Origin of the sequence: Glutamicibacter protophormiae (assembly GCF_014647495.1) — a bacterium.
In the GTDB taxonomy this organism is placed as follows: Bacteria; Actinomycetota; Actinomycetes; order Actinomycetales; family Micrococcaceae; genus Glutamicibacter; species Glutamicibacter protophormiae.
Genome location: NZ_BMPH01000005.1, coordinates 83,656 through 104,534, shown reverse-complemented (window position 1 = coordinate 104,534; position 20,879 = coordinate 83,656). Strand labels below are relative to the sequence as shown.

Annotated in this window: 18 protein-coding genes and 1 pseudogene; 13 read left to right on the top strand and 6 right to left on the bottom strand. The window is 63.8% G+C overall.

Translation table 11 applies throughout. The annotated features are described in order from the left end of the window. The first annotated feature begins 7 nt into the window (after positions 1 to 7). From IEY43_RS07830 to IEY43_RS18140, 5 genes are all read left to right on the top strand, one after another. Positions 8 to 1,123, top strand: a complete 1,116-nt coding sequence (locus IEY43_RS07830) for an acyl-CoA dehydrogenase family protein (RefSeq protein WP_188948043.1) — start codon at positions 8 to 10, stop codon at positions 1,121 to 1,123. Between the two features lie 192 nt (positions 1,124 to 1,315). After that, positions 1,316 to 1,777 carry a DUF3817 domain-containing protein gene (locus IEY43_RS07825; protein WP_188948042.1) on the top strand — a complete coding sequence of 154 codons (462 nt, stop codon included), beginning with the start codon at positions 1,316 to 1,318 and terminating at the stop codon, positions 1,775 to 1,777. Between the two features lie 1,009 nt (positions 1,778 to 2,786). Further along, positions 2,787 to 3,659: a CoA transferase subunit A gene (locus IEY43_RS07820; RefSeq protein WP_188948041.1), complete on the top strand. Its 873-nt coding sequence runs from the start codon at positions 2,787 to 2,789 to the stop codon at positions 3,657 to 3,659. Then, positions 3,652 to 4,419 carry a CoA-transferase subunit beta gene (locus IEY43_RS07815; RefSeq protein ID WP_188948040.1) on the top strand — a complete coding sequence of 256 codons (768 nt, stop codon included), beginning with the start codon at positions 3,652 to 3,654 and terminating at the stop codon, positions 4,417 to 4,419. Before IEY43_RS07820 ends, IEY43_RS07815 begins: the two co-directional genes overlap by 8 nt. A gap of 114 nt (positions 4,420 to 4,533) precedes the next feature. Continuing rightward, entirely contained in the window at positions 4,534 to 5,478 is a 945-nt protein-coding gene (locus IEY43_RS18140) for a hypothetical protein (RefSeq protein WP_209550354.1), read from the top strand. A 172-nt stretch (positions 5,479 to 5,650) separates the two neighbouring features. Here IEY43_RS18140 and IEY43_RS07805 read toward each other — a convergent pair whose 3' ends face one another. Together IEY43_RS07805 and IEY43_RS07800 are read right to left on the bottom strand one after the other, a co-directional pair. Beyond that, positions 5,651 to 6,871 (bottom strand): acetyl-CoA C-acetyltransferase, encoded by a 1,221-nt coding sequence (locus IEY43_RS07805; RefSeq protein WP_188948039.1) that lies wholly within the window; start codon positions 6,869 to 6,871, stop codon positions 5,651 to 5,653. Further along, positions 6,871 to 7,686 carry an SDR family oxidoreductase gene (locus IEY43_RS07800; RefSeq protein WP_188948038.1) on the bottom strand — a complete coding sequence of 272 codons (816 nt, stop codon included), beginning with the start codon at positions 7,684 to 7,686 and terminating at the stop codon, positions 6,871 to 6,873. Before IEY43_RS07800 ends, IEY43_RS07805 begins: the two co-directional genes overlap by 1 nt. Positions 7,687 to 8,017: 331 nt before the next feature. Here IEY43_RS07800 and IEY43_RS07795 point away from each other — a divergent pair, with 331 nt between their 5' ends. The 6 genes and pseudogenes from IEY43_RS07795 (at position 8,018) to IEY43_RS07770 (ending at position 13,690) form a co-directional block, all read left to right on the top strand. Continuing rightward, positions 8,018 to 8,467, top strand: a complete 450-nt coding sequence (locus tag IEY43_RS07795) for an acyl-CoA thioesterase (protein ID WP_188948037.1) — start codon at positions 8,018 to 8,020, stop codon at positions 8,465 to 8,467. A 49-nt stretch (positions 8,468 to 8,516) separates the two neighbouring features. Then, positions 8,517 to 9,953 (top strand): MFS transporter, encoded by a 1,437-nt coding sequence (locus tag IEY43_RS07790; RefSeq protein WP_188948036.1) that lies wholly within the window; start codon positions 8,517 to 8,519, stop codon positions 9,951 to 9,953. Positions 9,954 to 10,017: 64 nt separating this feature from the next. After that, the gene (locus IEY43_RS07785) at positions 10,018 to 11,229 is read left to right on the top strand and encodes an NADH:flavin oxidoreductase/NADH oxidase (RefSeq protein WP_188948035.1); all 1,212 of its coding nucleotides are present in this window, start codon (positions 10,018 to 10,020) and stop codon (positions 11,227 to 11,229) included. Positions 11,230 to 11,295: 66 nt separating this feature from the next. Then, a pseudogene (locus IEY43_RS07780) lies at positions 11,296 to 11,703 on the top strand (IS110 family transposase); the annotation flags it as partial. A 250-nt stretch (positions 11,704 to 11,953) separates the two neighbouring features. Beyond that, positions 11,954 to 12,973, top strand: a complete 1,020-nt coding sequence (locus IEY43_RS07775) for a ParA family protein (protein ID WP_209550355.1) — start codon at positions 11,954 to 11,956, stop codon at positions 12,971 to 12,973. Positions 12,974 to 13,141: 168 nt separating this feature from the next. After that, on the top strand, positions 13,142 to 13,690 hold the full coding sequence (locus IEY43_RS07770; RefSeq protein ID WP_188948033.1) for a hypothetical protein: 549 nt from the start codon (positions 13,142 to 13,144) through the stop codon (positions 13,688 to 13,690). A gap of 274 nt (positions 13,691 to 13,964) precedes the next feature. Here the strand turns inward: IEY43_RS07770 and IEY43_RS07765 are convergent, their stop codons facing one another. Next, positions 13,965 to 14,411, bottom strand: a complete 447-nt coding sequence (locus tag IEY43_RS07765; RefSeq protein WP_188948032.1) for a nuclear transport factor 2 family protein — start codon at positions 14,409 to 14,411, stop codon at positions 13,965 to 13,967. After that, positions 14,408 to 15,175 carry a hypothetical protein gene (locus tag IEY43_RS07760; RefSeq protein ID WP_188948031.1) on the bottom strand — a complete coding sequence of 256 codons (768 nt, stop codon included), beginning with the start codon at positions 15,173 to 15,175 and terminating at the stop codon, positions 14,408 to 14,410. Before IEY43_RS07760 ends, IEY43_RS07765 begins: the two co-directional genes overlap by 4 nt. A 210-nt stretch (positions 15,176 to 15,385) precedes the next feature. Between IEY43_RS07760 and IEY43_RS07755 the strand changes: the two genes are divergently transcribed. Next, the gene (locus IEY43_RS07755; protein WP_188948030.1) at positions 15,386 to 16,570 is read left to right on the top strand and encodes a thiolase family protein; all 1,185 of its coding nucleotides are present in this window, start codon (positions 15,386 to 15,388) and stop codon (positions 16,568 to 16,570) included. 100 nt (positions 16,571 to 16,670) lie between these two features. Here IEY43_RS07755 and IEY43_RS07750 read toward each other — a convergent pair whose 3' ends face one another. Both IEY43_RS07750 and IEY43_RS07745 read right to left on the bottom strand, forming a co-directional pair. Beyond that, the gene (locus IEY43_RS07750) at positions 16,671 to 18,149 is read right to left on the bottom strand and encodes an MFS transporter (RefSeq protein WP_188948029.1); all 1,479 of its coding nucleotides are present in this window, start codon (positions 18,147 to 18,149) and stop codon (positions 16,671 to 16,673) included. A gap of 219 nt (positions 18,150 to 18,368) precedes the next feature. Continuing rightward, positions 18,369 to 19,835, bottom strand: coding sequence for an MFS transporter (locus IEY43_RS07745; protein WP_188948028.1), 1,467 nt, complete (start codon positions 19,833 to 19,835; stop codon positions 18,369 to 18,371). Between the two features lie 287 nt (positions 19,836 to 20,122). On the opposite strand from IEY43_RS07745, the gene IEY43_RS07740 reads away from it, so the two are divergent. Next, positions 20,123 to 20,878, top strand: a complete 756-nt coding sequence (locus IEY43_RS07740; protein WP_188948027.1) for an SDR family NAD(P)-dependent oxidoreductase — start codon at positions 20,123 to 20,125, stop codon at positions 20,876 to 20,878. Position 20,879: the final 1 nt, after the last annotated feature.

Sequence of the window (20,879 nt, the reverse complement as noted above, 5' to 3'; positions counted from 1 at the left end):
GGACATCATGGACTTCTCACTCACCGACGAACAAAACGAACTGGCCAAGACCCTGCACGCGGTACTGGCCCGCCACGCCGACCCGCTGGCCGTGCGCAGCGCGGCCGAATCGGAGCTCGGCTACGACACGCAGCTGTGGCAGGTGCTGGCCGAGGAAATCGGCGTCGCGTCCCTGTCCGTCCCGGAGGAATTCGGCGGGGCAGGGTGCGGCTGGCTGGAAACCGGACTGGTCCTGGAGACCCTCGGCTACCACCTGGCTCCGTCCCCGCTGCTCTCCTCGGCCGTGCTGGCCACCGCGGCCATCCTTGAATCCGGGAATGCCGCAGCCTGCGAGCGACTGCTTCCGGGCATCGCCGAAGGCGAAACCCTGGCCACGCTCGCCTGGGCGGATTCCAAGGGCCGGTGGGATCCCGCATCCAACGACCTTGCCGCCACCCGGCAGGGTGAGGACTGGGTGCTGAACGGCGAGGCAACCCTGGTGATCGACGGATTGGGCGCCAACCTGGTGCTGGCCGTGGCCCAGACCGAGAACGGACCGGGCATCTTCGAGATCCTGGATCCGGAAGCGATCGGGCGGATCTCCACCCCTGCGGTGGACACCACCCTGCGCTTCGCCACCTACACCCTGGACCAGGTGCCGGCCCGCGCGCTGGCCCTGGACGCCGAGGCCGCCCTGGCCAAGGTCCGCGACATCGCCCTGGTGTCGCTGGCCTGCTGGCAGGCGGGCACCGCCCGGCGCGGCCTGGACATGACGGTTGAATACTCCAAGCAGCGCGAGCAGTTCGGCCGCGCCATCGGGTCCTTCCAGGCGCTCAAGCACCGCATGGCCGACATGCTGGTGCAGGTGGAGACCGCGCGCACCGCAGCCTGGGCCGCCGCATGGTCCGCCGGCACCGGAGCCGACGACCTGCCGCAGCGTGCTGCATCCGCCGCCGCCTGGTGCTCGGACGCGCTGGACCACATCGCCGCGGAGTGCGTGCAGCTGCATGGCGGCATCGCCATCACCTGGGAGCACGATGCCCAGCTGGTCTTCAAGCGTGCGCATGCCACGAGCCAGCTCTTCGGGCAGGCTCGGACGCACCGCCAGCGTCTCGGCGAACTGCTGGGCCTGACCGCGGCCTGACCGCCTCGGCCTCGCAACAGCCATCCCGTCCGCCGCAGATTCGCGGCGGACGGGATGGCGTTTTTTCGTCTCTTGCCGGAGCAGTAGCCGGCCCATCGTTCAAATTGTGCACACAGGAGCGCCCGTTAGACTTGGGTGGGTTCTAAATGGAGAACCGACTTATTCGCAATCCCGAGGGACAGAAATCAGGTTATGTCACCACGCACCCTATTCCGCATCGTTGCCCGGGCCGAGGCAGTCACCTGGACGCTTCTGATTATCGCCATGCTGTTGAAGTACGTCGTGAAGGTGGGCGACTGGCCGGTTTCCATTGCCGGATTCATGCACGGTTTCGTGTTTCTGTCCTACGTTGCCACCGGTGTGCTCGTCGGCATCAACCAGCGCTGGACCAAGCGATCCATCGTGCTTGCCGCAGCCACCTCGATCGTCCCTTACCTGACGATTCCCTATGAACGCCGCTTGGAGAAGCAGGGACGCCTGGAAGGCGAATGGCGCACCACCAAGAGCGACCACCCGGACGATGACAAGTGGATTGACACCCTGTTCCGCTGGATGGTCGGCCGCCCAATCCTGACCGCGGTGATCGCAGTCGTGATGGTCGCACTGATCTTCACCGTCATGCTGATCCTAGGCCCTCCAGGCGGCCGCGCCTAGCCCCGGCTTTCCCCGGCAACAGCGCCTCTAGCTACGACAAAGCCCTATCATTTGGCGGGGCTTTTTGTCATGCAGTTCTTTGTCCGGGAGGAACGTAATTTGCCAAGGCAATAATCGCGTCGCTTGGCCTCTTACCGTCCAAGGTAGCCAGTTGGTAGGCTGACTTCGCCCCGTCCGTTATGTATCGAAAGCTGTCGGCGGGATACCTTGCAGTCAGTGGCTCATTGTTCTGGCCGAGCACAATGTAGTTGTCCCCAAGTTTAACCAGGCGAGCCTTGGTCGTTGGCTGAATAACCGTATCCGAGGCCTTCTTTTTTGGGCGCATCTGAAGCTTCCTCTCCCACGCTCATTCTACGAGCGGATCCTTGTTTTGCCTCAGAAGTTGTGCCACCGGCAGGTGAAACACCTATCGGAGTTCGGGTCCAAGTTCTCTAATGCAACGGCATGAACAATCACAACGCCTCTCTCTTTGTCAGCCAAGGAGCCCGGAGCGCCGCCTTCCGAAGCACTTTAGGGAATTCGGATCAGCATCTCTATTTCGTTCCCTGACAACCGCCATCCAGAGGATCCGGCACGCTCGCCTTGCCCTCTTCGCTCGGGCTCCGGCCGGGTGACTTTTGCCCACGGGACGATCAGCGACTTGGTGAGATAGCTTCCGGCAGCCGTCTGCTCGGCACTCCCGTGAACTACATCCATCCCGTACTACGCGCGATTCCAGCAGTGATCGGCATCGTTGACGCGAGTCCTGTAGCAAAGCGTCCTATACGCGAAAATAGATGCCGCACCGACAACTACTAGGGTGCCGCCTGGTGCGGCGGCTACCGAAGTCTGAGTACCAGGACGAATCCATTGGAACTCCCCGCCTGCATAGTCGGCAAGCTTCACGAAAACCAAAGCAGTGCGATAGCTGGCCAATGGGACTGCCCTGACCAATTCATTTCATTCATGCTAGCCTTACAACCAAGCGAGCGCTAGGTTTATTATTCGTTGAAGAAATGAGGGAAACCCAATGCCTGACAAGCGATTGGAACTCAGTGACGCGGTAGCGTCCATCAAGTCTGGAATGACCATCGGCATCGGCGGCTGGGGCTCGCGGCGCAAGCCCATGGCCTTCGTCCGCGAACTGCTGCGGACCGACGTCAAGGACCTGACCGTGGTCTCTCTTGGCGGCCCGGACGTCGGATTGCTGGTCGCGGCCGGCAAGGTCAAGAAGCTGATCTACGGCTTCGTCACCCTGGACAGCATCCCGCTGGATCCGCTGTTCACCGCAGCCCGCGAACGCGGCGAGCTGGAGCTGCAGGAATACGACGAGGGCATGTTCGTGACCGGCCTGCGCGCCGGAGCCGCACGCCTTTCCTTCCTGCCGACCCTGGCAGGTATCGGTTCGGACGTCTTGCCGGCCAACAAGCACCTGAAGACCGTCAAGTCGCCCTATTCGGACGACGAGTACGTTGCAGTTCCGGCCATCCGCATGGATGTCGCGCTGATCCACGTCAACCGCGCCGACGCAGCCGGCAACGTCCAGTTCCTGGGCCCGGATCCGTACTTCGACGACCTCTACGCGATGGCCGCTGACCGCACCTTCGTGAGCACCGAGAAGATCGTACCGACCGAGAACCTGCTCGATGAAGGCTCGTACCACACGCTGATGCTCAGCCGCATGTACGTCACCGGCGTCATCGAAACCCCGCGCGGTGCGCACTTCACCACCTGCGAGCCCGATTACGGCCGCGACGAAGTCTTCCAGAAGCACTACGCTGCATCCGCCAAGGACCCGGCGGCGTGGGATGCCTTCACCGCAGAATTCCTGGCAGGCGACGAGGCGGCATTCCATGCAGCCGTCGAGCGCTTCCACGCAGAAAAGGAGAAAGCCAATGTCTAACGACGTCACCATTGCCGAGATCTGCGTTGCAGCCTGCTCGGACATCTACCGCGAATCCGGCGAGCTGCTCGCCCATGCGGTGGGCATTGTCCCATCCATTGGCGCACGCCTTGCCAAGCTGACCCACTCGCCGGACATCATCCTCAGCGACGGCGAGGCGTTCATGATGAGCGAGGCTTCCCCGCTGGGCAAGCCGGCCTCCGCCGGCGGTGTCATCGAGGGCTGGGCTCCGTTCCGCCGCATCTTCGACATCGTGGCCACCGGCCGCCGCCAGAGCATCATGGGCGCGAGCCAGATCGACCAGTACGGCAACCAGAACATCTCGCTGATCGGCGACTGGGACAAGCCGAAGCGCCAGCTCATCGGCGTGCGCGGGGCCCCTGGCAATACCGCCAACCACCGCGTGGACTACTGGATTGCACGCCACAGCGCACGCCTGTTCGTCCCTTCCGTGGACATGGTCTCCGGCGTGGGCAACGACCGCGCCAAGGCCGCCGGTCTCAAGCATCACCACCTGGGTGTCATCATCACCAACCTCGCCGTGCTCGACTACGACGAGGATGGCCGCGTGAAGGTGCTCTCGGTGCACCCGGGCGTGGATCCGCAGGAAGTCACCGACAACACCGGTTTCCCGCTGGATGCCTCCAACGCGCCGGAAACGCGCCTGCCAACCGACGAGGAGCTGCGCCTGATCCGCGAGGTCATCGACCCGCGCGCGGTACGCAATCGTGAGGTACCGGCACCGCAGCCAGTAGGCTAGTCAATCGAATGATTGAGCCGGGCCGGGGAGCTGTTTCACAGCTTCCCGGCCCGGCTTTTAGTGTGTCGGAACTCCGTGGGAACATTCGATAAGTAGACAGTTTCAAGGAGGACAATGGATCCGCAACTCCCCCTCAGGATTTTGGAAGCAGTCAGGCTGCTTCACCGTCTCGGGTACCGGGGCTTGAGAATCTTGCCCGGATGGAATGTCTCGGGCACCGCTTGGCGCATTATCATCTTCAACGTCACCGAGTGGCACGTCGGCGATGAGTTTGGCGCTCCCTACGACGCGAAAGAGTCATGTCGGTATACAACTGCCGACGGAAATGTCTTCAACGAATCTATTCAATTCCCCGCCGATGTGAGCCACGTCGACGTTGCCGAGGCCATTGTCGATGCGATGCCTTCCCTGAAGCGAAGTGGCTTCGAAGAAACCGGAAACCGCGCCTACGTGGACTGGTATTCACAACTCATGAGCCAGGTCAGCAAACTTACGGATCTACCCATCACCTACGGCGATTACGGGGACTTCGACGAAGCTTGGGGGTTGGGTTCGGGAACAGACCGGTATTTCCCCAAACCACCAAAGTACACACCCGAACCGCAGCCGACATCGAAACGGGCAAAGAGCGATGAGTACTACGTACTCAAACTGTGCAATGAAGTGCTAGGTTCTGGTTGCGAGCAGCAGAAAACATTCGATTGGCTTCTGGGACTGCCTTCGAAAAAGACCGGGCTCCGAGCGCCGCTCCCGGTCGATGGCTATTGGGAAGACCGGGGACTCGTGGTCGAGTACCACGAGAAACAGCACTCAGAGGCCGTCCCATTCTTCGACAACAAGGTCACCGCAACAGGGCACCTGCGCGGTGAACAGCGCAAGCTATACGACGCCCAAAAGGCCACAATGATTCCTGAGCAAGGATTGACGCTGCTCATCATTGACTACCGTGATTTTGAGAACGTCAAGGGGAAAATTGTTCGCAATTACGAAAAGGATCTACTTGTCGTGGCAAGAATGATCGAGGATGTATTACCGCAGCCCGTTGGCGATCAGCGTTAGCCGTATTCGCAAGAACCTTGAATTGCCATAGATTCAAAGCCACAAAACTTCAGTGTGATTCTGGATCGCCACAAAAAGCAGGGCCGGGCTCATACATGCAGACGACACCGCGCACGCCTCGGGAATTTTCTCCCCAGGCATGCGCGGTTCTGACGGTTCTCGTGGATTGGTGTTAGTTCAAGCGCTCCAGCACCAGCGCCATGCCCTGGCCGCCGGCCACGCACATGGTTTCCACGGCGAACTGCTCGTCGCGTTCCTGCAGCGCGTGGATCGCGGTGGTGGTCATGCGGGCGCCGGTCATGCCGAACGGGTGGCCCAAGGCGATCGCGCCGCCGTTGACGTTGACCTTGTCCGGGTCGATGCCGATGTCGTCGATGGACGGCAGCACCTGGGCGGCGAAGGCCTCGTTGAGCTCCATGATGTCCATGTCCCTGATCGACATCCTGGCGTTGGCCAGGGCGCGCTTCACCGCATCGACCGGACCCAGGCCCATGAGCTCGGGGGTCATGGCCGCCACGCCGGTGGACACAATGCGTGCCAGCGGCTTCAGGCCCAGTTCCTTGGCCTTGGTATCACTCATGATCACCAGTGCTGCGGCGCCGTCGTTCAGCGGGCAGCAGTTCGCGGCGGTCACGGTGCCGTGTTCGCGGAATACCGGGGCCATGGTGGCGAGCTTCTCCAGCTTCACGCCGGCGCGCGGTCCGTCATCGGTGGACACTACGGTGCCGTCGCCCAGAGTGACCGGGGTGATGTCCTTTTCCCAGAATCCGCGCAATCCGGCGGCTTCGGCGAGGTTCTGACTTCGCACTGCCCATTCGTCCTGGGCTTCGCGGGAGACGCCGCGCAGCTGTGCGACATTCTCCGCGGTGTCGCCCATGGCGATGTAGATGTCCGGCAGCTCGCCCTTGGCGCGCGGGTCGCTCCAACGCGAGGAGGCGTCCTCGTTCAGCGCCTTGGTGCGGTCCATGGCTGCGAAGAAGGCAGGGTTCTTGGTGTCAGGCATGCCGTCGGATTTGCCCAGGCCGAAGCGCGACACGGTTTCCACGCCGGCGGAAATGAAGACATCGCCTTCACCGGCCTTGATGGCGTGGAATGCCATGCGGGTGGTCTGCAGCGAGGACGAGCAGTAGCGGTGCACCGTGGTGCCAGGAACCGAGTCCAGGCCCAGCTGCATGGCGACCATGCGGGCGATGTTGTAGCCCTGCTCGCCTGCCGGCTGCGCGCAGCCCATCATCAGGTCGTTGATGGTGTGCTGGTCCAGCTCCGGCACCGCATTGAGCGCTGCCTGGACCATCTGCGCGGCCAGGTCGTCGCCGCGCATTTCGCGCAGCGAGCCCTTGTAGGCTCGGCCGATCGGCGAACGCGCCGCTGAAACAATAACTGCCTCTGCCATTAGAGTGCTCCTTCTACTTCAAGTTCAAGTGGTTTCAGTTCGTCGGCATTCGGGGTGTGCGCCAGGAAGGCAGGCCATTCCCCGCCGCCGTCCACGTCCAGCACCGCGCCGGTGATGTGGGATGCCATGTCCGAAGCGAGCATGACGCAGGCCGCGCCGATCTCGCTCGGGGCAGCGAGCTGCCCGCGCGGGATAGTTGCAGCCACGCGTGCGAAGCTTTCCTCGTCGCCGTAGTGGCCCACCGCGCCCTCGGTGGCGACCAAGCCGCAGCTGACCGCGTTAACGCGGATATGCGGAGCCCACTCCACGGCGAGACTTCCGGTCAGGCTCTCCAGTGCCGCCTTGGCCGCGCCGTACACCGCGGTGCCCGGGCTCGGACGACGGGCACTGATGGAGGTGATGTTCACGATGGAACCCTTCTCCGGCTGGCGCATCATCACCGGCAGCACAGCGCTGGCGACGTGCGCGGCCGAGAGGAAGTTCAGTTCCGTGATCGCCTGCAGGTAGCGGGCCGAACCCTTTTCGAAACGCCCGAAGGGCGATCCGCCGGCATTGTTGACGGCAACGTCAATGCGGCCGCGGCGGCTGTGCACGTCGGCAACCCAGTCCTGGACCTGCTCTGCGTTGCGCACATCCAGCTGGGTGAAGTGCACCGAAGGATGTTCGCTGATTCCGTCGGCCGCCGGGAGGCTGCGGCCGCAGATCTCCACGATTGCCCCGGCGTCGAGAAACGCCTGGGTGATTCCGGCACCGACTCCGCGGGCGCCGCCCGTAACGAGCACCACCCGATCCTTGAGGTCAATAACGACTGACATCGTTTTCCCGCCCTTCTTCTCAACAGCGGTGCCGCTGGGATGACCAGCCCACCGTGTGCCGATAGTTGTTTGCGTGTGATGGTTCGCGGGGACGAAGCCGGGCTCCCGAGACGGCTCGATCATCGAGAATGGCCAGATAGCCGTCGATTCGCCGGAAAGCCGGGGTGGATCCGAGGTTTGCTTCCGGTGCGGCGAACCATCAACCTAACGCTTGCTACATTGAGCATAAAGGCTTAATCTCTCAATACCAAGCATGCGTTTGGTTGGTTGGGAAAATTTTGCAGATCACAGCACCTCCCACGACAAGCAATTCAAGGGGATTCACAGGCATATGCAGACTAATTCCGCCGCATCAACTACGACACTCAAACCCGTGCACGAGCACACCCAGCGCCTGAGCTACGCGGACACCGACCCCGCCGGGATTCTGTACTACGCCACCTGGTTCCCGCGCATGGAAGCCTTGCAGACCGAGTGGCTGCTGCTCAACGGATTCCGCCAGGACACCTTGCTGGAACGCTTCGGCTGGTGGACGGTGTCACGGGCCACCCACTGCGACTACCTGCAAGCGGCCAGACTCTTCGAGGAAATCACCATCGAGCTGCGGGTCGGTGAAATCGGGAATTGCTCGGTCCGCTTCGACTTCCAGATGTGGAGGCGCAGCGACCAGACCCTAGTGGCGACCGCCTCCAATTGGCTGGTGACCGTCAGCCCCGAGCAGAAAGCCATCCGCCTGCCGGAAGTCTTCCGCACCTTCCTTGAATCCAGCGCCGCCCAATGACTTCCATCGCCGTAGCCAGCCCAACCGCCGGCGAGCGCCGGTTGCTGCCATGAGCGCTACCCGCAGCCTCGAAACCGGCGAGCCCCAGGCCAAGTGGGCCGCCGCCCGGTGGCCCACTGTCCTCCTGCTTGCCGTCAGCGGCATGCTCTCCTCCATGCAGTTCACGTTGGTCGTCCCGTCGCTGCCCAGCTTCTCTGAAGACCTCGGGGTCTCGGCGGAGGATGCTTCGTGGCTGGTGACGATTACCCTCCTCGCCGGGGCCGTGGGCACCCCGGTGCTCTCGCGCATGGCGGACATGTACGGCAGGCGGCGCCTGCTGCTGGTCGCCTTGGGACTGCTGGTGGCCGGTTCGCTGACGGCCGCGGCGGGGCCGGGCTTCGGCTGGGTACTGTCAGGACGCGCGCTGCAGGGCTGCGCCTCCTCCATCGTCCCCATCGGCATCAGCCTGCTGCGCGACATCATGCCGGCGGGCCGTGCCGGTACCGCGATCGCCGTCATGAGCGCCACCGTCGGACTGGGGTCGGCCACCGGGCTGCTGCTCTCCGGGATCCTGGGCAGCAGCGCCCTGGGCACCTCGGGGATCTTCGTGTTCTCCGCCGCCGGAGGGATCCTGGCCATGGCCGGCGCACTGGCATTGGTCCGCGATGCGGGCGCCTACCCCGGCGGACGGTTCGACGTGCTCGGTGCGCTGGGATTGTCGGTGGTGCTGGGCAGCGTTTTGTTTGTCCTCTCGAAGTCCGGCTGGTGGAGCACGCATCCGCTGCCGCTCACGGTGATTTCAGGCCTCGGGATCCTGGCAGCCTGCCTGTGGATTCCGCAGCAGCTGCGCAGCGCCCGCCCGGTCGTCGATCTGCGCACCGCCTTCCGCCGTCCGGTACTGCTGACCAACATCGCCACCTTCTTCGCCACCGCCGGAATGTTCGCCAACCACCTGCTGACCGCCCACGAGGTGCAGGCCCCGGCGGGCCTCGGCTCCGGGCTGGGCCTCAGCCCGGTGGACGCCGGGCTGGTCATGATCCCGGCATCGCTGACCATGGCCGGGCTTTCACCGGTGGCCGGCATGCTGCTCAACCGCATCGACGGCCGCAAGGTGCTGGCCCTGGGTGCGCTGGTCATGTCGCTGTCCTTCGTCTTCCGCCTGTTCACGCACGGCTCACTCACCGCCATCGTGGTTGGCGCGGCGCTGGTGGGCGTGGGCACGGCACTGAGTTTCGCGGCCATGCCCGCACTGGTCATGGGGTACAGCCCGGCGCAGGATGCCGCGGCAGCGAACGGCATCAACTCGCTGATCCGCACCTTCTCCGGGGCCGCCGCCAGCGCCCTGTTCGCCGTCCTGCTCTCCGGCTTCGCGGTGTCCGCCGGAGGGTCGCAGTTCCTGACCCAGGCCGGCCTGGCGCTTGCCTTCGCAGCCGTCGCCGCCAGTTGCCTGTTCGCCTCGGTGCTGGCCCTGATGCTTCCTTCGTCGCGGGACACCGCACGGCGCTGAGCTGGCGGTTCCGGGAAATGGGACTGGCGGCCCGGGCCGCCCGGCTGCTCGGTAGAGTGCTGGCATGACTATTGACGCGCGCACAGCAAACACCGAGGACCGGGCGCTTTTTACGCCCCTGACCATCCGCGGCACCACGCTGCCGTTGCGGGCCGGCGTTTCGCCCATGTGCATGTACGCCGCGGTTGACGGCTTTGCCAGCGACTTCCACCTGGCGCATCTGGGGCGCTTCGCTCTGGGCGGCGCGGGGCTGGTCATCGTCGAGGCGACGGCCATCGAGCCGCGCGGCCGCATCTCCCATTTCGACCTGGGCCTGTGGGACGACGCCCACGTGGAGGGCATGGCCCGCATCGCGAGCCTGCTCGACGCCCACGGTTCGGTCCCCGGCATCCAGCTGGGCCATGCAGGCCGCCGCGCCTCGGTGCGCGAGCCGTGGCATGCCGGCGCCCCGCTGGATGAGACGGACGCTCAGGCGGGCAACCCGCCGTGGCAGACCGTCGGCCCCTCGGCCTTGCCGGCCGGCCCGAACTGGCCGGTGCCGCACGAGCTGAGCGAGGCGGAGATCGCCGAGTCGGTGGCCCAGTGGGCATCCGCAGCGCGCCGCGCTGCCGAGGCGGGCTTCCGCTACATCGAGCTGCATGGGGCCCACGGCTACCTGCTGCACTCCTTCCTCTCCCCCATTTCCAACACCCGCACCGACTGCTACGGCGGGGACACCGCCGGGCGCATGCGCTACCCGCTGGAGGTCATCCGCGCCATCCGCGAGGCCATCGGCGACGAGATCATCCTGGCCTACCGGGTGTCCTCGGTGGACGGCGTGCTGGACGGCGGCCTGGGCATCGAGGACATCGTCGAGTTCTCCCGGCACGCGAACGCCGCCGGCGTGGACGTCATCGACACCTCTTCCGGGGGCATCACCACCGACCGCTCCAGCGACACCCGCGTGCGCCGCGGTTTCGGCTTCCATGCGGACTTCGCCCGGGCCATCAAGGCGGAAACCGACGCGGTCGTGGCCTGTGTGGGCTTCATCGTGGATCCGGAGCAGGCCAGCCGGATGATCGAAGACCAGGACGCGGACATCGTGCTGCTGGGACGCGAGATGCTGGACAACCCGAACTGGGTGCACCATGCCCGGCGCGCGCTGGCAACCGACGAGTTCGACCACTGGGACCAGCGCTTCGGCAGCGCCCTAGGCCCGCGCCTGTCCACCCTGCAGCGACTGGCAGAGTCCGGGGAAACCCCGCTGACGCGCTTCGAGCAGTACAGCGGAGCCTAGCCCTTCCGTAGTCCGACAGTTGACTCTTAATAGCTTAATCACGCCTTTTTGTTGAGCGTCACCAATGCCCGGCAGCTGATCGCTCTACATGCTCAACGGATGGTCGTAGCCACGCATATGGAGTCCATGGTGGAGGCCCACCCTCTTTGCCCGGTCCTGGCTTCCATACCAAGGGTCACTGTCAGGACTGCCTCGGACTTCATCGACGAGACCTCCGGCAAAGCATTCGCCAATCGGGGACCTCGACCAACTCCGAACACGTCAGCCATTCTGGCAATAAACGCTTGAAACGAGCGCCGTTCCCTTCCGCGTTCGCGTCCATTCGATTCAACCCCGCCAGCCACGCCTTTCATGATCGGAGACGAGCCCAAGGCAAACACCACACCCAGGCATTGATTGCGCTGGCTGAGGGTGTTGCTCGCACTGATCCGTGCCGGGTCGCTTGACAATTCTCCGGCAGTGCAACCTGCTTGACAAAATGCATAGGTAAACCACCTTGTCAGAGCAGCTAATCAGTTGACCCGCCTTGTACAGAAAAGGTGCTCCTTACGCTCAGAAACCGTTCACTTTATATACGGCAACTCGATAACAATCCCGCCTGAGAATCTGCACTCAAATTGACAACACAACACTTCTAGACTTTCGGGCCGGAAGAAATGTCCAAAATGGACTACATTGAAGCCTTAATGGTACGCTAGCAAAGTACTCAACGATTGGATTTAGCGTGCTGACATATGCCTATTGGAACAACAAGGGCGGCACCGGCAAGACAAGCCTGTGCTTCCAGAGCGTTACCACCTACGCACACGAACACCCAGATGAACGCATCCTAGCTATCGATGTTTGCCCCCAAGCGAACCTCTCCGAGCTGATGCTCGGAGGACTTGCGCACGGCGGCAGCACCAAACTCCTAGCTTTACAAGGAGAAGCAACGCGCCGCACGATCGGTGGTTACTTCGAGCGGCGCCTGCCGGCTCCATTCTCGCCACCACAGATTAGTGCGGACGCATACATTTCGCATCCTGCCGACCATAATAATCAAATCCCGCAGAACATCGATCTCATTGCAGGAGACCCTCTCCTTGAGCTGCAAAGCACCGCCATGTCAACCTTAGCGAGCACAACCGTGCCAGGAACTAACGCATGGCTTGCCATCATTGACTGGCTCAAAGACCTATTAGACACGATTCGCGATGAATACGACGTCGTATTCATCGATGCGAATCCTTCGTTCTCTATCTACACTCAGGTTGCACTGTCAGCCGCCGATCGTCTTGTGCTGCCAGTAATGGCTGACGACTCCTCGCGTCGCGCTATTCAGAACGCCTTCTCTCTGGTCTACGGACTCAAGCTACCATCAGCAATCTATTCCCAGTACGCTTTTGCAACGAAACTGCGCGAGGCCAACCGAGCTCTGCCGAAAGTACATGTCATCGCAAAGAACCGACTGACTCAGTACATGGGATCTGCGTCGGCATACTCCGCCGTGCTGCGATCGATCGACACAGACGTATCCGTCCTAATTTCCCAGCACCCCGATATGTTCAACTTCACTGATACTTCGGAGGCGTTGGTGGAGGTTCGCGACTTCCAGACGGCTGGCGTTGTGGCTTTCGCTCGTGGCTGCCCGTTCTACGCGCAACGTGCTGGCCGCGCCGACGTGATGGGACGCCGCGTTCGGGTTAAAGACGAGTACCTCCAGAACTGCGTGAATTCTCTCAATATGCTGGTTCAGAAATTATAATTGCATACGTTGGTGCCAAACTGCAGCGGCGTTTCCCAGAAACGCAGTTGCACCGCCATATTCCCCCTTTATGTGCATCTCATTAGCCGTTCCTCTATCGAACGCTTCAGCGACCGGTCTTTGGGCCTACAAATTCCAGTAAAATTTGACCAAAGTAAGGAGCGTGGCATGGCAGCGAACAGTTTCGAAACGCTAAAGCAGGTAATCGAGGCCAATTCAGTAGCAAACGATTTTTACAATGCCGCACAGGAATGGGGCATAACGTCGGTCGACGAACATCCTTCGAATGAGGGTGAGTGCGTTTGCGGACAGCAGCACCTGCTCTACATGTACACCATCCAAAACCATCACACTGGGCAGTCCTTGGAATACATCGGCAGCAAGTGTGTGCAACACTTCCAACGAGGTGATCTGAACCTTCAGGTCACTATCTTCCGGGGCTTGTTCGAGCTTCGCAAGAAGATCCTTGCAGGGGAGCATATTTCCCTCACATCAGACTACTTTTCACGGGGGATCTTGGCTTGGTTGTATGACGAAGGTGCTTTCCCGGCCACTCCTTACAACGGTAACGATGGCGGAAACGACTATCGGTTTCTCCTAGATATGTTCAACAAACGCAACAAGAATGAAATCTCCCAGGCACGACAGAACAAGATAAGAGGGCTTTTGCACTACACGGTAAAGCCGTTCATTCGCTATCATCCTGCTCTGGGCTAGTCCAAAAGTCATCGAGGCTTGCCGCTCAGCAGAAACGCAACAAAAGTTGAGTCAAAGACCTATAAGGTGCAGGCGCACTAAATTCCGCATACTTTAGACAGTCATTCTTGCCGAAACTAATTTTACAAATCGGAAATAGGCCGAAGTTGAGCAGCCTCAATGGGAACGCTAGTGCTAGAATCTGGCCCTTATAACCGAGCTCCCACTACCAGTTGCAATTTCACTGCAGGGGTTACTCTCAATACCGTATCTGCTGGCCTTTTCACGTCCACAGTTAGTTACTGAACAGCTGTCGAGCCCATTCACTGCCGGTCAGCAGACGGTTCTCGCGTTTGGATACCTTCCAGCCCTCGGCAGTGCGGGTGAGCTCCCAGCGGTTCGCGCTGACGCGCTCGGCAGTCCATGGCTCGCCGCGGCGGGCGAAAACCAGCGAATGGTTGGTTGCCACCGCGGTGTCCCCGTCGATGCGCAGCGACGGCGCGGTGCCGACGTGCGCGCACCCGGCCGCCATGAAGTCCTTGTGGGTGTCGAATTCGACAAGCCCCGCAAGGTCTTCGTGCTGCAGCGTGGTGGTGTCGAAGGAGTAGGTCCCGCCCTCGGCCCAGAGCCGCTCGATGGCCTGCCCGTTGCCGGAGTCGGCGAAGGGTCCGTAGCTTGCGATCAGGTCCAGGATTTCAGCCCGGTCTTCCAGCGCCTGCAGGCGCTCTTCGATGTTTTTCACCAGTCCCTCCAAGGAACGATTGTGCTCAGTGTCGAGGAGAAGAGGACTTCTCCGGCCTGTGGAGCCGAGGGTTCGGCGGCAAGTTGCTGTTCGGTACCGCGGATCGCGGCACCGGTGCTCTCCGGTTCCCCGTCCAGGTACAGCAATCGGATCCGCAGTTCGCCCGGCTGGTGGCTGACGGTGTCCGCGAAAGGCAGCGTGCTGTGCTTCTGCGCGTGGCTGAAGGAGAAGGTCCAGCCTCCGGCGACGCCGGGAACCTCCAGCAGTGCGGGCATCAACGTGGTGTCTTCCCAACGGAAGCTGTCGTGTGCGTCCAGACCGTGCGGTTCCGGGTAGCGGGTGAGCGTGATGTGCATGCCCTGGTTCGGGCGGAACGGCAGCACGTCGGGGCTGACCAGTGCGTGCGGCGCGGAGTAGCCCTTGACCGGGCGGAAGAATGCCAGCAGCTTGCGTTCAACCCCGGGAATGATGGGCCCACGGCCCCACTGGAATGACGCTTCGCCCAGGCGATCCCAGGCATCCACGCTGTGCTCCACCGGATCCCGGAACCAATACATCGCCACGAAATCGGTGTCCGCGAACGTCGAGTCGGCGGCATGCGCCGGCTCCTCTTCACGGATCCGGGCCCAACGATCTCCCCAGGCCACGCCGGGCAGGGCCAGGTTCTCGGGGCGGTGATCCAGCTGGTGCCAGCGGTTGTACGCGCCATGCAGCGAGGCATCGTCCAGTTGGACGAAGGAGAAGAACGCCAAATCGGAGAACATGAAAATCCTTGCTCCGGAAGCCTCCGGGTCGCCGCGCGGACCCGGTGAGGGTCCCCGCCCTCCATGCTCGCGCAGCTGCGGCGGGCCGCGCCGGAAGGATCCCGGAGAACGGGATCATCTCAGGCCCGCCACTAGGACTTTTTTGTAACGTGGCAGGCATGTGGCATGGCCGTGGGCCTGCATTAACTACCAGGATCTAAGGAAGCCGACTTGTCTACAGAAAAGATCGCCATTCTCGACGGCGCACGCACCCCCGTAGGCCGCTACGGCGGGAGCCTGAATTCGGTGCCGTCCCATGAGCTGGGCCAGATTGCCGCCCGCGAGGCGCTGTCCCGCAGCTCGGTCGCCCCGGAACAGGTCGACGAGGTCATCATGGGCTGCGTGGGCCAGGTCGGCCCCGACGCGTATCTTGCCCGGCGGGTGGCACTCGGCGCGGGGCTGGCCGAGTCCACTCCGGCATTCACCGTCAACCGCCTGTGCGGCAGCGGTCTGCAGGCCATCTGGTCCGGCGCCCAGCAGCTGGCCTGGGGCGGCTCGCAGTTCATCCTCGCCGGCGGCGCCGAGTCCATGTCCCGCATGCCGTTCCTTGACTACGACTCCCGCGGCAACTCCCGGCTGGGCAACCGCACCGTGCTGGACGGCACGGTAGCCATGCTCACCGACCCGTTCTCCGGGCAGCACATGGGTGCCACCGCTGAAAACGTGGCGGACAAGTACGGCATCAGCCGCGAGCAGCAGGACGAATTCGCCGCCGAAAGCCAGCGCCGCTCAGGCACCCCGGAAGCCTTGGCCGCCTTTGCCGAAGAAATCACCGCCGTGACCACCGGCGGGCGTAAGCCGGCCACGGTGAGCGTCGACGAGCACCCGCGCCCGGACACCACCGCCGAAAGCCTGTCTTTGCTGAAGCCCGCCTTCCGGGCCGGCGGCAGCGTGACCGCAGGCAACGCCTCGGGCATCAACGACGGCGCCGCCGCGGTGCTGCTGGCCAGACAGCAGACCGTGCAGGAGCTCGGCCTGGGTTCGCTGGCCACCTTGGAGCACGTCACCACCGCCGCGCTGGACCCCGCCTATATGGGCTACGCCCCGACGCTGGCCCTGCACAAGCTCTTCGCCGAAACCGGCCTGTCCCCGCAGGACATCGACACCTTCGAGGTCAATGAGGCATTCGCCGCGCAGGCGCTGGCAGTCATCCGGGACGCCAAGCTGGATCCTGCACGCGTGAACCCCTACGGTGGCGCCATTGCCCTGGGCCACCCGATCGGCGCCACCGGTGCCATCCTGCTGCTGCGCGCGGCCAAGGACCTGGTGCGCCGGGGCCTGGACCACGCGGTGGTCACCATGTGCATCGGCGGCGGCCAGGCGCTGGCCGCGCTGATCAAGCGCACCGGCGCCTGATCCGCGTCGCACCCCGCGCACAGCACAGAGGCCGGGGAGGGACACCGATTACTGGGTCCCTCCCCGGCCTCTTGCCTGTGTTGCCTGTTGCCTGCTGGGCTTAGCTTTCGACGGCTCCGACCAGGTCCTCGTTGCCGGCGGCAGCGGTGCCGGCGGCACGCTTCCCGTTCTTCCGGTCGCGGATCAGCCAGGCCAGCACGAAGCCGATCACGCTGGTGACCAGGACGATCGTGTAGGTCAGGGTGTAGGCGGATTCCGACGGAACGCCAACGCCCTCAACGGTGGAGGAGGCCAGCGCCATGGTGGTCACGGTGGTGCCCACGCCCATGAAGATGGTGCGGGTGACGGTGTTGATGCCCATGCCCTCGCTGGTGTTCTCCACCGGCACCGACTCGGCGACCAGGTTCGGGAACGCGGTGTAGGCGAACATGGTGCCGACGAACACCACGTTGATCGCGATGATGTAGCTCAGCACGCTGTACTGCGCCCAGAACAGCGCCCCGTAGCCGATCACGCAGATGACCACGCCGATCAGCAGCGAACGGCGGGCCCCCACCTTCGCGGCGATCTTCCCGCTGATCGGCGAGCAGATGAACGCCACTGACGCGGCGCCGAAGATGACCAGGCCGCCCATGGTCGGCGACAGGCCCAGGCCCACGCCGAATCCGGCCGGGGAGAGCATGATCATCGGGCCGATGATCTGCGCGGCGACCAGCGGGCCGACGCTCAGGATCGCGGTGGCCAGCTGGGTCAACGCCATCTTGTTGGTCTTCAGCAGGCGCAGGTTGATCATCGGGTTCTGGACCCGCAGTTCCCACCAGATCCAGATCGCGGCGAGGGCCAGGCCGCCGAGCACGAACTGCAGGGTGCGGGCGCTGGTGATGCCCCAGGCGGCCGCGTTCGAAACGCCGTAGAGCACCAGGGCCACGGCCGGAGCGAAGAGCAAGCCTCCGAGGTAGTCGATCCTCCGGTTGTCCTTGCTCAGCCCGGTGGAGCGGTCAAGCATGGTCATGGCCATGACCGCTGCGATCAGGCCCAGGATGCCGGAGACCATGAACAGGCCCTGCCAGTTGCCCAGGTCCAGCATCACGCCGGCCACCAGGCTGCCGCCGGCGCCGGCGATGAAGGACACCGCGGCGACCAGCGCGATGGCGCCGGGGACCTTGTCCTTCTCGATCCCCGCGCGGGCGATGCCCAGGCCCAGCGGCAGCGTTGCGCCCGCCGCACCCTGGAACGCACGGCCGATGATGACTCCCTCGATGGAGCCCGCCGTGAAGCTGATGATCGAGCCGACCAGCGAGATGCCCAGCACGATCACCAGCATCTTCTTGCGTCCGTAGATGTCTCCCAGGCGGCCGCAGATCGCGGCGGAGGCCGCGGCGACGAGCAGGAAGGAGGTGGCTGCCCAGCCGGCGGTGGCCGCGTCCGTCTGGAACTCGGCCATCAGGCTCGGCAGGGCGATGAAGATCATCGCGGATTCAAAGGTGCCGACCAGCTCCGTGGCGATCAGCACGGTGATGATCTTTGCATAGCTTGACCGGGTGGCCCCGGCCTGTTGTTTGTCTAGAAACGACGCCATCGTGTTTCCTTTGCTGTTGTCAGTGCATGGTTGCGACAGCGCCCGGGGAACCGGGCGCTGGGTAATGCGTACTGAAAGAAAGTCCGGAACGGCGCGCGAGATTTGGGATGCGCCACCGGCGGACGGGTCCCCGCCCCGGACCGCTCGATGCGTCGAGGGAGCCGGGGCGGGTGGAATATGGCGGGTCCGGGCGGTGCCAGACCCGCGGGTGCGCGGGGCCTAGTGGCCCTGGACGCTCAGGGTGGAGTCCTGCGGATCCGCGGCGTCGGTGCGCGGCGTATCCTTGATGCGCAGCGCCAGCAGGAAGCCGATCACGCAGGAAACGCTGATGATGATGTAGGCGGTGTTGAACGCCGACTCGGTGGAGACCATGGTTCCTTCCACGGTGGAGGAGGCCAGCGCGACGGTCAGCACCGTGGTGCCCACGGCCATGAAGATCGTGCGGGTCACCGTGTTGATGCCCATGCCCTCGCTGGTGTTCTCCAACGGCACCGATTCGGCGACCAGGTTCGGGAACGCGGTGTAGGTGAACATGACGCCGATGGCGATCACGTAGGTGTTGATGACGAAGGTGAGCAGGTTGTTATCGGCCCAGAACATCATCGAGTAGCCAACGAAGCTGATCACGATGCCGATCAGCAGCGCACGCCGGGCGCCCACGGCCGCGGCGACCTTGCCGCTGAACGGGGAGCCGACGAAGCTGAGGGTCGCGGCGCTGAAGATGATCAGGCCTCCCACGGCAGGGGAGACGCCCAGGCCGGCCGGGTCGGTGGCCGGGGCCAGCAGGATCAGCGGGGTCAGGATGCCCACGGCCACCAGCGGGCCGATGCCCAGCACCGCGGTGCACAGCTGGGTCAGGGCCATCTTGTTGGTCTTCAGCAGGCGCAGGTTGATCATCGGGTTGGAAACGCGCAGCTCCCACGCGACCCAGAGGGCAGCCACGGCCAGGCCGCCGAGCACGAAACCCAGGGTCCGTCCGCTGAACACGCCCCAGGCGCTGGCATTGGTCAGGCCGTAGAGCACCAGGGCCACGGCCGGCGCGAAGAGCAGCCCGCCGACGTAGTCGATGCCGCGGGCTTCGCCGCGGGCCACCGGTGAGGTCTTCAGCAAGGTGATAACCATCAGCGCGGCGATCAGGCCCATGGCGCCGGAAACGATGAACAGCGCCTTCCAGTTGCCCAGCTGCAGCAGCACCCCGGCAATCAGGTTGCCGCCGGCGCCGGCCAGGAACGAGGACCCGGCGATCAGCGCGATCACGTTCGGCACCCTTTCCTTGGGCAGTTCCTGGCGGGCCAGGCCCAGGCACAGCGGCAGCGTCGCCCCGGCCACGCCCTGCAGCGCACGGCCCAGGATCACGCCCTCCAGCGAGCCGAAGGTGAAGCTGATAATCGAGCCGACCACGGAGATCGCCAGCACGATCGCCAGCAGCTTCTTGCGACCGTACATGTCGCCCAGGCGACCGCAGACCGCGGCGGAGGCGGCGGCCACCAGCAGGAAGGCCGTCGCGGCCCAGCCGATGGCGGCCGCGTCGACGTTGAACTCGTGCATCATGCTGGGCAGCGCGATGAAGATCATCGCTGATTCAAAGGTGCCGACGAATTCGGCGACCAGCAGGACGCTGACAATTTTTGCGTAGCCAGGGAACTTGGCCGTTTTCGGTGAGGCATGCTGCCCGGAGGACGCCATGGCGCTTCCTATTCTGTGCGGTGTGAGTGATGTACGCCCGCGGTGCATCGGTGGTTCCCGGGACTTCCTCCCCGGGAGTGCGCGGATCGCCAAGCGTCCTGCGCGACGCAGTTAACTGCGTGGATCGGGGACCGGATGCCGGCCGCCCTGCGCGAGCGTGAAATTAGTATGTTGCCGATCCGAAAACCGCTCCGCGCAAAGTCCCAGACAGTGGGATAAGAGGAGATCCTCGTCACATCCGCTTGGCACACTGAGTGCTGAAGCGTTGGCAACCAAAAGGAGCAGGCATGGGTGTACTCGACGGCCAGGTGGCTTTGATCACCGGAGCGGGGCAGGGCGTAGGCCGCGGCATCGCCCGCGCATTGGCGTTCGAAGGAGCGCGGGTAGCGCTCGCCGGACGCACCGCGCAGAAGGTGGAAGACACGGCCGCCCAGATCCGCGCGGAAGGCGGAGACGCCCACGCGTTCACGTGCGACGTCATCGACCCGGAACAGATCGAAAAGCTGGTCGGGGACGTGGTGGAGCATTTCGGCTCCCTGTCCATCCTGGTCAACAACGCGCAGACCACCGTGCACGGACAGCTGCTAGACCTGGCGGAGCAGGACTACCTGCGCGGCATGGAATCCGGCCCGCTGGCCACCTGGCGCTTGATGCGCGCCTGCCACCCGCACATGCAGGGCAATGGCGCCATCGTGAATTTGGGTTCGGCCGCCGGCGTGCGGTGGAACCCGACCGGCTACGGCGGCTACGCGGCCGCCAAGGAAGCGATCCGCGTGCTGACTCGCACGGCGGCCTGCGAATGGGCAGCCGACGGCATCCGGGTCAACGCAATTCTTCCGCTGGCCACCTCGCCCTCCCTTGAGCATTGGGAGCGCATCAACCCGGAGGAAGCGCGCGAGTACATCGCGACGATTCCGCTGGGGCGCATGGGCGACACCGAGAAGGACATCGGCCCGGCGGTCGTGTTCCTCTGCTCGGAAAACTCCCGCTACATCACCGGGCATTCCCTGCCGGTGGACGGCGGGCAAGTGCTCATGCGCTGAG

Excerpts from the sequence above, each read along its gene's own strand:
- IEY43_RS07785 (WP_188948035.1), top strand. The coding sequence starts at position 10,018 with ATGACTATTGACGCGCGCACAGCAAACACCGAGGACCGGGCGCTTTTT.
- IEY43_RS07760 (WP_188948031.1), bottom strand. The coding sequence starts at position 15,175 with ATGTTCTCCGATTTGGCGTTCTTCTCCTTCGTCCAACTGGACGATGCC.
- IEY43_RS18140 (WP_209550354.1), top strand. The coding sequence starts at position 4,534 with ATGGATCCGCAACTCCCCCTCAGGATTTTGGAAGCAGTCAGGCTGCTT.
- IEY43_RS07795 (WP_188948037.1), top strand. The coding sequence starts at position 8,018 with ATGCAGACTAATTCCGCCGCATCAACTACGACACTCAAACCCGTGCAC.
- IEY43_RS07830 (WP_188948043.1), top strand. The coding sequence starts at position 8 with ATGGACTTCTCACTCACCGACGAACAAAACGAACTGGCCAAGACCCTG.
- IEY43_RS07815 (WP_188948040.1), top strand. The coding sequence starts at position 3,652 with ATGTCTAACGACGTCACCATTGCCGAGATCTGCGTTGCAGCCTGCTCG.
- IEY43_RS07805 (WP_188948039.1), bottom strand. The coding sequence starts at position 6,871 with ATGGCAGAGGCAGTTATTGTTTCAGCGGCGCGTTCGCCGATCGGCCGA.
- IEY43_RS07800 (WP_188948038.1), bottom strand. The coding sequence starts at position 7,686 with ATGTCAGTCGTTATTGACCTCAAGGATCGGGTGGTGCTCGTTACGGGC.
- IEY43_RS07770 (WP_188948033.1), top strand. The coding sequence starts at position 13,142 with ATGGCAGCGAACAGTTTCGAAACGCTAAAGCAGGTAATCGAGGCCAAT.
- IEY43_RS07790 (WP_188948036.1), top strand. The coding sequence starts at position 8,517 with ATGAGCGCTACCCGCAGCCTCGAAACCGGCGAGCCCCAGGCCAAGTGG.
- IEY43_RS07745 (WP_188948028.1), bottom strand. The coding sequence starts at position 19,835 with ATGGCGTCCTCCGGGCAGCATGCCTCACCGAAAACGGCCAAGTTCCCT.
- IEY43_RS07820 (WP_188948041.1), top strand. The coding sequence starts at position 2,787 with ATGCCTGACAAGCGATTGGAACTCAGTGACGCGGTAGCGTCCATCAAG.
- IEY43_RS07750 (WP_188948029.1), bottom strand. The coding sequence starts at position 18,149 with ATGGCGTCGTTTCTAGACAAACAACAGGCCGGGGCCACCCGGTCAAGC.
- IEY43_RS07740 (WP_188948027.1), top strand. The coding sequence starts at position 20,123 with ATGGGTGTACTCGACGGCCAGGTGGCTTTGATCACCGGAGCGGGGCAG.
- IEY43_RS07825 (WP_188948042.1), top strand. The coding sequence starts at position 1,316 with ATGTCACCACGCACCCTATTCCGCATCGTTGCCCGGGCCGAGGCAGTC.